The organism is Paenibacillus sp. FSL E2-0177, assembly GCF_037992975.1.
GTDB classification, from domain to species: Bacteria; Bacillota; Bacilli; order Paenibacillales; family Paenibacillaceae; genus Paenibacillus_AQ; species Paenibacillus_AQ odorifer.
Genome location: NZ_CP150307.1, coordinates 504,332 through 517,280, shown reverse-complemented (window position 1 = coordinate 517,280; position 12,949 = coordinate 504,332). Strand labels below are relative to the sequence as shown.

Sequence of the window (12,949 nt, the reverse complement as noted above, 5' to 3'; positions counted from 1 at the left end):
GCCTTATTAGGGATACTCAAAGCGCTTCAATGATATCTCCGGCAATAATAGCCGCCGGATTATTCCGCTGACGGGCTGCTCCCTCTCCTGCTAATCCGTGCAGGTATACCCCAAAAGCTGCTGCCTGCGTAGCATGAAGTCCCTGAGCCAGCAGGCTGGAAATCATGCCCGTTAGCACATCACCAGCTCCACCAGTGCCCATGCCGGGATGGCCTGTGGTATTTACATAAGCTTGCCCTTCAGGAGTTGCTATCACGGTATGTGCTCCTTTTAACACAAGCGTAACCCCATGCTCCTTGGCATAGTCCATAGCCAGACCGATTCGGTCACGTTGGACCTCAGCCGTAGTTAGGTTAGCCAGGCGAGCCATTTCGCCTGGGTGAGGTGTCAGAATTACAGAATGACGGCGCCGCGCCCAACTCTTATAATCGGAGTCAGCCAGAATATTTAAAGCATCCGCATCGATAACCAGCGGGCAATCACTGCCTTCCCAAAGACTGCGAAGCCAATCTGTATCACCCGGGAACCGTCCAAGACCTGGTCCCACAGCGATTACATCTCGCTCTTCGCTTAACTTCAGTAGCTCGGACGCGGTCTCAGCCTCCCAGTTTCCCTCTTCACTGCCACCTACATCAGCCAGCATGAGTTCAGGAACAACACCGATGACGGAAGGTAACAGCTTCTTAGGAAGCGCCCACGTCACCAGTCCGCAGCCCGTGCGCAGCGCAGCACGGGCTGCCAGTAGTGCGGCGCCGCTCATCCGTAAGGTGCCGGCAGCAAGGAGTACATGCCCATAAGTTCCCTTATGGCCTTCTGGCGACCGCCGCCGGGCCAGATCGACCCCCAGATGGGCATGCAGCACTTCCGGTGTCAGCAGATGAGTCTGCACACCGCTGTCAAGAGCCAGAGCAGTCGGAATGCCGATGGCCCGTACCTTGACATGCCCCGCTGCGCCTGCACCGGGGTATTGCAGGAGGCCTCGCTTGAGAAACGCGAGGCATACCGTCACTGACGCATGAATGCAAGGCTCATGCGTCTCTCCTGTGTCCGCGTTCAGACCACTGGGGATGTCCGCGGACACAATGACCTTGCCGCTGCTGTTCGCTGCGGCAATCAGCTCCGCATAGGCGCCGCGCGGGGCTCCCGCGCCGCCGGTGCCGAGCAGCGCATCCAGGATGCCGCTGCACTCGGCAAGGTCCAGCCGATCCCTGCCGTATACTACGGCAGGCAGGCCCATGACTGCAGCCGCATCGCGCTGCAGGGCGGCCTCGCCGGAGAGCGACTCCGGCGGCACCGCATAGACGAGCGTGACGGCGATGCCGGTCTCGCGAAGGTACCGTGCGGCGGCGAGGCCATCGCCGCCGTTGTTGCCTTTGCCGACGAGGATGAACCATCGCTCGGCGGCGGCGGAGGCAAGCGTCAGCGCATGATCTGCGCTGACCTTAAATGCCTTGCCTGGGTCACCCAGCGAGGCCTGCTTTAGCCCGGCATCGTTCCCTTTGGCTGCATTCCTGCAGCCTGCCCCGCCTCTCTCCCGGCAAAGCGCGATGATCTCCTCTGCGATAACTCTTCCCGCATTCTCCATCAGCGCAATCGCTGGAATCCCCAGCTGCTGGATCGTTTCGCTGTCCAGCTGCCTCATTTGCTCAGCAGTTACCAGATACATGATTTAGCCCCTTTCCGCTATCTACCGTTCCAAAGCTTCACACGCAATTCCAAGTACAATCCCGAGCGCAAGTCCGGCGCAAGTCTGATATCAGTAAGCGACAGTAAATCTGGCCCGACTAAAATTCCCTTCCTCCAGCTCGTCCACCATAGCTACAGCGAAATCCTCCACACTAATCTTGCTTTCACCATTCTCATCTAGAATAAGACGGTCCAATCCGATGCGGAAATGACCTGTACGACGACCTGGATGAACTACCGCAGCAGGACTGAGATACGTATAATCCAATTCTGTATTTTTGTAAATCTCATAAGCCTGCGCATGCGCCTCTGCAACTGATTTAAACTCTTCAGGAAAATCCGGTGTATTCATCAGCAGCTCTCCAGTTTCAGTCTTTAAGCTACCTGCACCTCCAACAACCAACAGCCGATTTAACCCTGCCGTCTGCATACCCTCCACCAACGCTTTTGCCGCCGTAATCAGATCCTGATCGTGGCCCGCTCCTGGTCCATAAGCACTGATTACCTCTTCATGGCCACGGACCGCAGCCGCTACTGAAGCCGGATCAAGAATATCCACCGTTGTTACATGTAAACGCTCGTGTTCGAGAGTTACTGACTCTGGATTCCGTACCGCAGCTGTTACTTCGTGTTTTCTTTTTAATGCCTCCTGTACAATTGCCTTTCCAATCGTTCCTGAAGCGCCCAATATTACAACATCCATCTTGTTGTTCCTCACATTCTACGAGCAAGACCATTATCGCGCAGCCTTCTGCTCAATTATTTTTTCGATGCTCATCTGAATAGCTTTCCCTTACAGCCTTTAAACATTATTTATCCGCTCAAATCCGATCGAAACCAGATGGCGCCTACTACTCCACTTCCAGACCAAAAACCCCTTAACCAATACAAGGGGCACTCTCTACTAAAAAAGCAGCATGAATTCGCCTTAGCTTAGCGACGCAAAAACATTCCCTGAGAACGTGGCATAACCGATTCAAAACCATATTGTGCATAGAGCTTTGAGGCTTCTCCATCTGCAATCAGACTTACATAAGCCTTGTCCGGTACAGTATTAAGGAACTCCCTGATTTCCTGCATGATCAACTTTCCTAAACCTTGTCCTTGATGTGAAGGCTTGACCGCGATATCCGTGACCTGAAAAAAGCATCCCCCATCGCCAATCACCCGTCCCATCCCGATTAAGTTATTCTCCTCATACAAAGTTACCGCAAAAATAGAACGAGGCAAACCGATCGCTGCACCTTCCACACTCATTTCACTCAGCCCAGCTTCTTTTCTCAGCGCCAAATACTGTTCCACTGAAGGCTGTTCATGGCGTATATCAAGCTTACTAGTTGTTTCCATCCGCACTCCTCCGTTCAGCATTGCTGTTCCCACTATATACGACTGCATGGTTCACAGGCAAGGCTCACTGCTAGGGATGTTTTTGAAACTGAGGGATAAGCATTATATTCTTGAATTCCTTTACTGACTGTGTGGAATAGTATCTGTAACAATATTTTTAAAAGGGTGGGTGAAGCATTATGTCTCCTGTAGCCAAGCTGTTCAAATGGGGAACATGCCTTTATGAAGCTTTTCTGGCTCTGCCGTTGATTGGCGGACTCTTTATCATTGCTAATGGTTGGGTCCCTTTGGCCATTGCCTTTTTGCTTCATGCTGTAGCCGTTGTTGTGCTGCAAAGAGAACATAAACCATTCATGGGGAACGTTCTGGGCATTATCACCTCGATTTTAGCTTTTGTTCCGATCGTTGGTTGGATTATGCACGCCATTACTGCGTTCATCCTGTTGATGGAGGGCGTATCCGCCTCGCGCCAAGCCCCTCGTTATTAACAAACGTACTGCGTCATCAAAATATGTAGCTGCCCTACGGGCTGATCATTTGTATATGTCGTAAAGGGACAGATCATCCTCTGCGACCTATGGACCCGGATGACGTATTGCTGTGTTCTTACTGGTGGGCGGTCTGCTTCAACACTCATCATTCCCTGCGACTTACGGACCCAGATGACATATTGCTGTGTTTTTACTCATGAGCGGTCTGCTTCAACAATCATCATCATTCCCGGCGACCTGCGGACCCAGATGACATATTGCTGTGTTCTTACTCATGAGCGGTCTGCTTCAACAATCATCATTCCCGGCGACCTGCGGACCCAGATGACATATTGCTGTGTTTTTACTCATGAGCGGTCTGCTTCAACAATCATCATTCCTGCGACCTACGGACCCGGATGACATCTTGCTGTGTTCTTACTGGTAGGCAGTCTGCTTCAATAGTCATCATTCCCTGCGACTTACGGACCCAGATGACGTTATTTGCGCCTTTTCAGCTTTTGGAGCGTGGTTTCGGACTCCAGGGACGTTATTGCTTAGAATCAGGTCCATATGTGGTGTTTTTTATGCCAATAGCGGCTATGCGGTCCGTTAGCGGGGCAAATGTGGCATAATACTGTGTTTAGCGTCAACTGAGTCCGATGGGGTGCGTCATATGGTGCGTCATACGTGCGAAAAAGGAGTTGCCCCAGCAGCCATTTCGTGGCTTATGTGACAACTCCATAATCTTTTATCCAAAAAGATGATATATACCTTTATGATTGCCCAGAGATTGAATCAACGTCCCGCCGATTGAGAATCGGCCCGCCGGCTGCCGCTTTCACCAATATAACGTCCATTTGCGTTGCCACTACTATTTTCAAACCGTTTGCGTTCCGTACGCTCCATCTGAACAATCTGACCTTCATGCACTACAATATGCAATGAGCCAAATTCCATATCATCCAGAAGTCCTGCAATCCGCGTAAGCCATAAATCGTCCACTTTCAGCGGTTTAGCCATTCTCTAGCCTCCCTTTCTCACCAAAGGATTATATCCGCCTAAATTCCTTTTTTCCTCAATTCCGTTATTACCAACCAGTATACTATGAATTAACTTAGCATGGAACTAAAAGTCATGTCAATGGGCATTTTTTCGCGACAACCAGCTTTTAATAATCATCGTTACCAAAGCCAATAACAGGAGCAAAGAAGCTACTGCAAATGATGCTGAAAATTGATATTCGTTGTACAAAATCTCAACATGCAGCGGCAGCGTATTCGTCTCCCCACGGATGTGCCCGGACACCACAGAAACCGCACCAAACTCACCCATGGCCCGCGCATTACACAAAATAATGCCGTATAGTAACCCCCATTTAATATTAGGCAGCGTGACTCTGAAAAAGATTTGCCACCCATGTGCGCCGAGTGTAATTGCCGCTTCTTCCTCCTGTGTACCCTGATCCTCCATCAGCGGGATTAACTCACGCGCTACAAAAGGAAACGTCACAAACAACGTGGCTAGCACGATACCCGGAAGCGCAAATACGATCTTAATATCATGGGCGCTCAGCCAAGGGCCAAACCATCCGTTTGCTCCGAAGACGAGTACAAAGATTAGGCCGCCGATGACTGGCGAAACTGCAAAAGGGAGATCAATCAAGGTGATCAGAAACCCTTTGCCGCGGAAACGGAACTTGGTTACAGCCCACGCCGCTGTTACACCAAAAAAGGTATTCAGAGGCACAGTTATCGCCGCAACAAGCAGCGTCAATCGCAGCGCTGAGCGGGCATCCGGATCAGTCAGGGCAGCAATATATACGTCCCAGCCCTTTTTAAGTGCCTCGGTTAACACAACAACTAATGGCAGAGCAATCAGCCAAAAAAGGACTAGCCCAGCCGCTCCGATCAACACCCATTTTACAATTTGGGTTTCCGTTGTCGCGGACGAGGACGCATTCTTTTGTAGCCGGGGGGTATGGAGAGGGACAGTACCGGCCAAAATTATTCCTCCTTTAAAGGGTTTTACGAAGACAAGATAGCTTGGAATATTCAATATCAACGGCAGATATCGAGTGTCTCCGAGTAAGTTTGAACATGTTCGGACGTCTGCTGTCACGGCGATTACCCTCAACGAGAAGTCTTACGAACCCAGCGCTGAAGTGTATTAATAACAAGTAACATTAAGAAAGAGATGAGGAGCAATAGCAGGGCAACGGCGGTAGCTCCGGCATAATCATATTGCTCCAGTTTAGACATAATAAGCAGCGGAGCAATCTCCGTCCTCATCGGCATGTTACCGGAGATGAACACGACGGAGCCGAATTCACCGATGCCCCGAGCAAAAGCTAGAGCAAAACCTGTTAGCAGTGGCGGAAACAGCTCAGGCAGAACTACTGAACGAAAGGTTCTCCAGCGGCCTGCGCCAAGGGTTGCCGAAGCCTCCTCCATATCTCTGTCCAAATCCTCCAGCACCGGCTGCACCGTCCGGACAACGAACGGTATGCCGATGAACATCAAAGCCAAGGTAATCCCGAGCGGAGTGAATGCCACCTTTAATCCCAGCGGCTCAAGCCAAGACCCAATCCAGCCATTGCCTGCATAGAGCGCCGTCAAGGAGACACCGGCTACAGCTGTCGGCAAGGCAAACGGGAGATCGATCAGCGCATCAAATATTCTTTTGCCCGGAAATTCATAACGTACCAGTACCCACGCCAGCAAAAGACCTAGAATTGCATCTACAAAAGCGGCGGCAGCAGCTGTCGACAGGCTCACACGATACGAAGCTAATACCCGCGGGTCCGTAGCTACATCCCAGAATTTCGCCCAGCTCAGACCTGTAGAATTGAACAGCAACGCCGAAAGTGGCAGTAGAACCACTAGACTCAGATATAATACACTGTAGCCCATCGTCAGCCCGAAGCCGGGCAGTATTTTTCGCCGCGTTGCTGCTGGTGCAGCCGTAGTGGTGACATTCATCCCCTATTCATCCTTTCTCGCCTTCGGCCTTTTAGCCGATCAGCCCCTACCGGGACAAATCTCAATAATCATATCCTGCATTTCATTCATCTGTTATTTGGCACCCGGCACATAAATCTTGTCAAAGATCCCGCCATCATTAAAATGCTTCTCTTGCGTTTCTTTCCAGGTTCCGAATTTGTCAGCCAATGTGAACAGCTTGATTTCCGGGAACTTATCTTTGTATTCTTCTTTCACGCTATCTAATGTAGGACGGTAGTAATTCTCAGCCGCGATTTTTTGTCCCTCTTCACTATAGAGATACTTCAAGTACGCCTCAGATACCTCACGCGTGTCTCTTTTGTCCACAACCTTATCTACTATAGCTACTGGCGGTTCAGCCAGAATACTCTCCGAAGGATTCACGATATCAAATTTGTCCGGTCCCAGCTCTTCCACGGATAAATAAGCTTCATTCTCCCATGCGATCAGCACATCACCAATTCCACGCTCCACAAACGTTGTTGTAGATCCACGCGCGCCGGTATCCAGCACTGGCACATGCTTGAACAGTTCTTTTACAAATTCCTCAGCCTTAGCCTCATCGTTATTGTTCTGGTCTAGTGCGTAACCCCAAGCCGCCAAGTAGTTCCAGCGTGCTCCACCTGATGTTTTCGGGTTTGGTGTAATAACCTCTACGCCCTCTTTGAGCAGATCTGGCCAATCCTTGATTCCTTTCGGATTCCCTTTGCGTACAAGGAACACGATAGTCGAGGTGTAAGGCGAGCTGTTATGATCGAATTTACTTTGCCAGCCCTCGTTGATCAGTCCCTTTTCCTGCAAGGCATCAATATCATAACCAAGTGCTAATGTCACAACATCCGCTTCCAGGCCATCAAGCACAGCACGGCTTTGTTTCCCCGATCCACCGTGGGATTGTTTAATGGTGACCTTCTGTCCTGTTTCTTTCTCCCAATAGGTAGCAAAAGCTTTATTATAATTCTCGTACAATTCGCGAGTAGGGTCATAAGATACGTTCAGTAGTTCTACTGGATCTTTAGATGGAGTTTTGGTGGCTTCAGCCGCATTTGTGGCCTCCGCTGAATTGGTTGTTGCTGGTGCGTCTGTTGCCGGACTAGCACTATTGCCGTTATTGTTATTGCTGCCGCAAGCAGCAGTAAGCCCTGCCGTCAGCAACAAGCTAAACCCTACAAGAAGCCCTTTATTCATCTTTTTCTTCATCTTTTCCACTCCCCCATGTTTTTTCGTACCAGACAAACCCTTGGGTAACACAAAAAGAACGGAGGAAAGCCTACGTATGGCAGGTCAAACCGGTCCTAAGACCGTGTCTGCGAGCCTAATGCAGGCGTTCCTCCGTTCGTACGGTAAGAACTTTCTTCAATTATTCCTATCTACTTAGTTGGTTTATATGGATATAATACTGAAACCCTTTAACTGTGTCAAACCTTTTTTTCCAGCCTATGTCAAAGAAAACTCACACACACCACACCATACAAGCTATGGGGTCGGTTCCTGTAAGATCCACTTGTTATTGATGCTATAAAGTAATATTATTGCTACAGCTTATGGGTTAAGAGAAATTACCGCTTTATGTCAGGGGAGAGAGTCATGGGTATGGATTTAGAATACGTCCCTGCGCCGTTGAAACCGCGGCTCCACAGACGTATGGCTCAAGAAATTGGACGAAGAATTAGGGGAACCTACCGTTACGATACAGCAGTTTGGAGAACAGCTATAGCTGGTCTGTGGATAGTATGCTTTTTAGCCTTTAGTACTGCCGTGTTAGGCATTCCTACTGGATTAGGTAAACCTACCGATATCGCTCTTGCTGCAGGTGCAGGCACTGTCCTGCTGGCGATTTCCGGCAATATCTTGGCTGTTCTGCTAGCGTTGACCGGACTGCGTATCCCAAGATTATTCGCAGGCTGTGTATTGAGTGATTTTGGAGCTATTCTACTAATCTTATATTATGCGGATTTTGAGATTGAGGCTGCGGTTGTCATTGCGGTCGTGCTTGCACTGCTAGGAGCACTAGGCGGATTAGCCATTGGCCTGCTCCGCAGCAAAAGAATAACACTAGGACTTCTGCTAACAGTGGCAGTGACTTTTTCCCCACTTGCGCTGGCAAGCGGAGTGCAAGAACTGCCTATTTCAGAGTCGGTCGACATCAACGATACGGAAGTTGTTCCACTTACAGCCTCCGATCCTGGAAAACCAGGTAATCTAGCTTATCAGACCTTCACCTATGCCAGTGGTACCGATCTACATCGTGCCGAATACGGTAAGGATACAAGCTTGATATCCTTTACGGCCGATGCTTCTGCTTATATTAAGGATTGGTCAAAGCTGCGCACTTTATTCTGGGGTTTCGATTATAAGGCACTTCCCTTGAATGGTCGCGTATGGATGCCAGAAGGCGAAGGTCCATATCCAGTAGTACTGATGGTGCACGGCAATCATATGATGGAAGATTACTCTGATGGCGGGTACGCTTATCTCGGCGAACTATTGGCAAGCCGGGGATTTATCGCGATCTCGCTCGATGAGAATTTCCTGAATTATTCTGCTTGGTCCGGTATTCCGGACAATGATTTTAAAGTACGGACTTGGATCCTACTGAAACATTTAGAGCAGCTAGCAGACTTTTCAGATGATCCGGGCAGTCCTTTTTATCAGAAAATAGATTTCACAAAAACCGCCCTGCTCGGCCATAGCCGCGGAGGACAAGCCGTAGCTATGGCCGCGGATGCCACTCGTTGGTTCAAGGATGATCCGGTGATGGCGGCAGTTAATCGCTTTAATATAACCTCTGTAATCGCGCTTGCACCAACGGACAAAACGATAGATGACCAGCAAGCCCGTCTCAAAGACATCAATTATTTGACCCTGCAGGGAGCCCGCGATGGAGATGTACATGATTTCTATGGTGATCGGCAGTATATACGTACCTCCTATTCCCAAGGATCATCTGCTTTCAAAAGCTCACTGTATATTGCGGACGCCAATCACAGTCAATTCAACAGCGATTGGGGCGGGTATGATCAGACCTTGCCAGCTGGACTCTTCTTAAATCGGGCACAAATCATGGATGCAGACAAACAACGGCAAATCGCTAAGGTCTATGTATCAGCTTTCTTGGAGACCACCTTGCATGAAAAAGAGGAATACCAAAGCTTGTTCCGGGATTATCGCAGCGGGCTGAAGTGGTTACCAGATACCGCCTACTACAATCGATTCCAAAGCGGGGGATATCGTCCTGTAGCCACATTCGACGATGACCGTAACAAAAACACAGTAGAACTGGGAACAGCAGAAGCATCGGGTGTTTCTTGGTCAGAAGAGCTGGCTAAAGACCGAGAGTCAAAAAGCAAAGCCACCTATGGTGTTGTCCTTGAACGCACAGCCAGCAAAAACGAAGAAGCTTATTACAACATTAAGCTTAACGACAGTGTCCGTACTGAAACTGCTCTTTTAGGGGCAGATGGCCTTACGTTCTCTATGGCAAATCTGAATGGTGACCTTAGTGAAGAAATGGATGTTCCACTACCTCCAAAGGTTGAGGTGGAGTTAACTGACCATAATGATACCTCAGCCCGCTTGACGCTGGATGAAGTAATGGACATACTGCCGCTTCCACAAACTCAGTTCACGTTATTCCCATGGCTTGAAGAGCGGATAAACGATGGCAAATACGGTGACCTTTCCGAAGCTGTATTTCAAACCTACGAGATGCCGTTCGAACAATTTCAAGAGGAAGAACCAGAGCTGGATCCTGACAACCTGACGGAAATCACCTTCTATCTTGATGAAGAAGGCGACCGGATCATGCTGGATGACATCGGTTTTTACGATTTAGGTATCCGAAATACATTTTAAAAATCACTTGCTATTATCCTTAGGTCTTCATTTGCAAAATAGGGCTATTCCCAACCTCCACTCACGAAAAAATGAATGGATTACGGGAATAGCCCTTATTTTTACGACATACAATAACCTAGTCTCAGCCTACAACGCTTGCACACAAACAGGTGACTTCATTTCCAATTCATTTCCTGTAGGGATTAATCTGCCACTCTCACTATCGATGGAGAAGGAGGTAATATTATCACTATTCTGATTAGCAGCAAGCAGCTTATCCCCAATAATTGCAAAGTTACGCGGAGTACGCCCGCCGGTACCCTGCCAATCCACTGCTTCAAGCAGACCCGTTAATTCATCGATATGGAACAGGGCGATACTGTCTTGTCCCCGATTGGAGACATACAGGAATCTGCCACAAGGGGAGACATGAATATCGGAAGCTGTATCGTCACTACCGGCAGTATAATTATCAGGAAGCGTGCTAAGATGCTGTAAAACATTTAGATTTGCATCCTGTTCATCATTAGCAAATGCCGTTACTGTACAATTCAGTTCATTCGCCAGGTAGATCCATTGTCCAGAGGGATGCACCGCCAGATGACGTGGACCTGAACCAGGTGGCAGATTAAGCTCACGATGTTTTACCAGTTTGCCCTCTTCAGGGCGATAGATCACAATTTGATCCAGTCCCAAATCGCACACCAGCACATGTCTACCACTTGCGTCCGGAATGACAGAGTGCGGATGCGGAGCCTCCTGACGGTCTTCACGAATGCCTGAACCCACATGTTTTACTTGGTCGGACATCTCTTGAAGCGAACCATCTTCATTTACAGGAAAAGCATTAACATTGCCTCCCGAGTAATTGGAGACGAATATGTAATCTTCCTTAGGACTAATGGAGACATAACAAGGAGCGCCACCTTCCGTAGGACGACTTCCAAGTGATTTCAACGCTTTAGTTGCAGGATCAATTGCATATGCGTAAACCTCACCTTGATCCTTCTCACTAACTGCATACAACACGCTGCCTGCTTTATTCACAGCTAAAAACGATGGATTTTCAATTCCCTCGGTACCCTCAAGAATTCTCATTTCCCCCGACAAAAGACTAAGCGCACATAACTGAATCGCCTTCTCGTTCTCAGAGTTATACGTTCCTACATAAAACAATGCCTCATTAGCCCGTTCCATAATAGTGGCTCCTTTATCTTTTATGTATTGTATTACTTCTTACTTACCCTTTACTAATAGGGGTTTACTCATAATTTTATAATATTTTTTCACTATAGCATGTTTATAGTTGTAATACATTATCGAAACTGCATTTAGAGCCTACTTCCTAACCATTCCGGAAGAAGTAAGTTTTTCCATGTGGTTTAAAGATGGTCACAAAGGTTAATAGTAGACATCGCAAACAACAAAACGAAGGAGTTGAAGTAACATGAGTTTTCTATGGATGTTAATCGTTGGTGGGGTTATTGGTTGGTTGGCTGGTCTGATTATGGGCAGAGATATTCCTGGTGGTGTTATCGGTAATATCATCGCTGGTATTATCGGTTCATGGCTGGGTGGCGTGCTTCTGGGAAGCTGGGGACCTAAAGTAAGTGATTTCTACTTCTTCCCTTCTTTGATCGGTGCCGTTGTGCTGATCTTTATCGTGAGCCTTATTCTTCGCTCGACAAGTGGACGCAGCCGTTCGTAAGTCTGGGCTGAGATAATAATATTCACATCAATAAATCCTCGTCAGAGTATGCTCTGGCGGGGATTTTTGTATGTATCGTTCCTTTAAGAAAAAATTCCTCTGCTGGAATTGTTGCGGGGATGGAGCCAATACACTTCAATGTTTTGCCATCGTTTTTCTGTTATAATGAAGATACAAGTGACTGAAATCATAGAGAGGTCGTGTATCATGGGTAACATAAACCCCTCGCTTCTACATATTGGCTCCACATTAGGGGCTTTGTTCATGGCGCTGATGGTTATTTTCATTCGTCTAAAAGCAAGCGCACGTCCGGTTACTATTCGAAAAATATGGATTCCACCTCTCGGTATGTCGACGGGTTTTGCCATGTTTGTGGCACCTGCGGTCAGATTCCCATTATGGTGGGCGGCAGTCGCCTTTTTGATTGGCTGGTTCATCTTCGCGTATCCTCTTATACGCAGCACCCACTTTGAACAACGTGATGGACAAATTTACGCTCAACGCTCCAAGAGCTTTGCGTTTATCCTGCTCGGACTTCTTCTAGTCCGCACTTTACTCCATGAATTTATTAACCGTTATGTGTCTATTCCACAGTCCGGTGGTTTGTTCTTTATTTTAGCCTTCGGCATGATTGTTCATTGGAGATTTTTTATGTTCAAGCGTTATAAGGCTATGACCTCCTCGGGAAGTCTGCTGCCGCAGCCATGATTATCAATAATAATCCTAAGAAGCCATCTCAGGGTTCTTACCCGATATCCTTGAGATGACTTCTTACCTCTTGTAACTCAAGCTTATGTTCTCCTCTGCTTTTTTCTACTTTCCACCCTTTTCTGACATCAATTAGCCATCCTCTTATTACATCCTCTTTAAGCACTTTACATACACTATAGGGATAGATC

Annotated in this window: 13 protein-coding genes; 5 read left to right on the top strand and 8 right to left on the bottom strand. The window is 48.2% G+C overall.

Annotated features, from left to right (window positions below):
- Positions 1-16 precede the first annotated feature (16 nt).
- The 3 genes from MHI25_RS02275 to MHI25_RS02265 all read right to left on the bottom strand — a co-directional run bounded on the left by MHI25_RS02275 (position 17) and on the right by MHI25_RS02265 (position 3,033).
- Positions 17-1,666: an NAD(P)H-hydrate dehydratase gene (locus MHI25_RS02275; RefSeq protein ID WP_340394874.1), complete on the bottom strand. Its 1,650-nt coding sequence runs from the start codon at positions 1,664-1,666 to the stop codon at positions 17-19.
- A 90-nt stretch (positions 1,667-1,756) separates the two neighbouring features.
- Positions 1,757-2,389, bottom strand: coding sequence for an NAD(P)H-binding protein (locus MHI25_RS02270; protein ID WP_340394873.1), 633 nt, complete (start codon positions 2,387-2,389; stop codon positions 1,757-1,759).
- Between the two features lie 230 nt (positions 2,390-2,619).
- Positions 2,620-3,033 (bottom strand): GNAT family N-acetyltransferase, encoded by a 414-nt coding sequence (locus MHI25_RS02265; protein WP_081393525.1) that lies wholly within the window; start codon positions 3,031-3,033, stop codon positions 2,620-2,622.
- A gap of 179 nt (positions 3,034-3,212) precedes the next feature.
- Here MHI25_RS02265 and MHI25_RS02260 point away from each other — a divergent pair, with 179 nt between their 5' ends.
- Both MHI25_RS02260 and MHI25_RS02255 read left to right on the top strand, forming a co-directional pair.
- Positions 3,213-3,521, top strand: a complete 309-nt coding sequence (locus tag MHI25_RS02260) for a hypothetical protein (protein WP_076134873.1) — start codon at positions 3,213-3,215, stop codon at positions 3,519-3,521.
- A 476-nt stretch (positions 3,522-3,997) separates the two neighbouring features.
- Positions 3,998-4,138, top strand: coding sequence for a hypothetical protein (locus tag MHI25_RS02255; RefSeq protein ID WP_340394872.1), 141 nt, complete (start codon positions 3,998-4,000; stop codon positions 4,136-4,138).
- 163 nt (positions 4,139-4,301) lie between these two features.
- Here the strand turns inward: MHI25_RS02255 and MHI25_RS02250 are convergent, their stop codons facing one another.
- The 4 genes from MHI25_RS02250 to MHI25_RS02235 all read right to left on the bottom strand — a co-directional run bounded on the left by MHI25_RS02250 (position 4,302) and on the right by MHI25_RS02235 (position 7,705).
- Positions 4,302-4,526: a YezD family protein gene (locus MHI25_RS02250; protein WP_076101319.1), complete on the bottom strand. Its 225-nt coding sequence runs from the start codon at positions 4,524-4,526 to the stop codon at positions 4,302-4,304.
- 117 nt (positions 4,527-4,643) lie between these two features.
- Positions 4,644-5,507 carry a sulfate ABC transporter permease subunit CysW gene (gene cysW, locus MHI25_RS02245; protein ID WP_340394871.1) on the bottom strand — a complete coding sequence of 288 codons (864 nt, stop codon included), beginning with the start codon at positions 5,505-5,507 and terminating at the stop codon, positions 4,644-4,646.
- 128 nt (positions 5,508-5,635) lie between these two features.
- A complete protein-coding gene (gene cysT, locus MHI25_RS02240) occupies positions 5,636-6,484 on the bottom strand; it encodes a sulfate ABC transporter permease subunit CysT (protein ID WP_076124574.1) in 849 nt (282 codons plus the stop codon).
- 93 nt (positions 6,485-6,577) lie between these two features.
- The gene (locus MHI25_RS02235; protein WP_076185215.1) at positions 6,578-7,705 is read right to left on the bottom strand and encodes a sulfate ABC transporter substrate-binding protein; all 1,128 of its coding nucleotides are present in this window, start codon (positions 7,703-7,705) and stop codon (positions 6,578-6,580) included.
- A gap of 387 nt (positions 7,706-8,092) precedes the next feature.
- On the opposite strand from MHI25_RS02235, the gene MHI25_RS02230 reads away from it, so the two are divergent.
- A complete protein-coding gene (locus tag MHI25_RS02230) occupies positions 8,093-10,360 on the top strand; it encodes an alpha/beta hydrolase (protein ID WP_340394870.1) in 2,268 nt (755 codons plus the stop codon).
- A 129-nt stretch (positions 10,361-10,489) separates the two neighbouring features.
- Here the strand turns inward: MHI25_RS02230 and MHI25_RS02225 are convergent, their stop codons facing one another.
- Positions 10,490-11,539 (bottom strand): lactonase family protein, encoded by a 1,050-nt coding sequence (locus MHI25_RS02225; RefSeq protein WP_076304330.1) that lies wholly within the window; start codon positions 11,537-11,539, stop codon positions 10,490-10,492.
- 250 nt (positions 11,540-11,789) lie between these two features.
- Between MHI25_RS02225 and MHI25_RS02220 the strand changes: the two genes are divergently transcribed.
- Both MHI25_RS02220 and MHI25_RS02215 read left to right on the top strand, forming a co-directional pair.
- Positions 11,790-12,050 (top strand): GlsB/YeaQ/YmgE family stress response membrane protein, encoded by a 261-nt coding sequence (locus MHI25_RS02220; RefSeq protein ID WP_036682650.1) that lies wholly within the window; start codon positions 11,790-11,792, stop codon positions 12,048-12,050.
- Between the two features lie 207 nt (positions 12,051-12,257).
- Positions 12,258-12,758, top strand: a complete 501-nt coding sequence (locus tag MHI25_RS02215; RefSeq protein WP_036682651.1) for a cytochrome c biogenesis protein CcdC — start codon at positions 12,258-12,260, stop codon at positions 12,756-12,758.
- Positions 12,759-12,949 lie beyond the last annotated feature (191 nt).

Excerpts from the sequence above, each read along its gene's own strand:
- MHI25_RS02275 (WP_340394874.1), bottom strand. The coding sequence starts at position 1,666 with ATGTATCTGGTAACTGCTGAGCAAATGAGGCAGCTGGACAGCGAAACG.
- MHI25_RS02270 (WP_340394873.1), bottom strand. The coding sequence starts at position 2,389 with ATGGATGTTGTAATATTGGGCGCTTCAGGAACGATTGGAAAGGCAATT.
- MHI25_RS02265 (WP_081393525.1), bottom strand. The coding sequence starts at position 3,033 with ATGGAAACAACTAGTAAGCTTGATATACGCCATGAACAGCCTTCAGTG.
- MHI25_RS02260 (WP_076134873.1), top strand. The coding sequence starts at position 3,213 with ATGTCTCCTGTAGCCAAGCTGTTCAAATGGGGAACATGCCTTTATGAA.
- MHI25_RS02255 (WP_340394872.1), top strand. The coding sequence starts at position 3,998 with ATGACGTTATTTGCGCCTTTTCAGCTTTTGGAGCGTGGTTTCGGACTC.
- MHI25_RS02250 (WP_076101319.1), bottom strand. The coding sequence starts at position 4,526 with ATGGCTAAACCGCTGAAAGTGGACGATTTATGGCTTACGCGGATTGCA.
- cysT (WP_076124574.1), bottom strand. The coding sequence starts at position 6,484 with ATGAATGTCACCACTACGGCTGCACCAGCAGCAACGCGGCGAAAAATA.
- MHI25_RS02235 (WP_076185215.1), bottom strand. The coding sequence starts at position 7,705 with ATGAAGAAAAAGATGAATAAAGGGCTTCTTGTAGGGTTTAGCTTGTTG.
- MHI25_RS02230 (WP_340394870.1), top strand. The coding sequence starts at position 8,093 with ATGGGTATGGATTTAGAATACGTCCCTGCGCCGTTGAAACCGCGGCTC.
- MHI25_RS02225 (WP_076304330.1), bottom strand. The coding sequence starts at position 11,539 with ATGGAACGGGCTAATGAGGCATTGTTTTATGTAGGAACGTATAACTCT.
- MHI25_RS02220 (WP_036682650.1), top strand. The coding sequence starts at position 11,790 with ATGAGTTTTCTATGGATGTTAATCGTTGGTGGGGTTATTGGTTGGTTG.
- MHI25_RS02215 (WP_036682651.1), top strand. The coding sequence starts at position 12,258 with ATGGGTAACATAAACCCCTCGCTTCTACATATTGGCTCCACATTAGGG.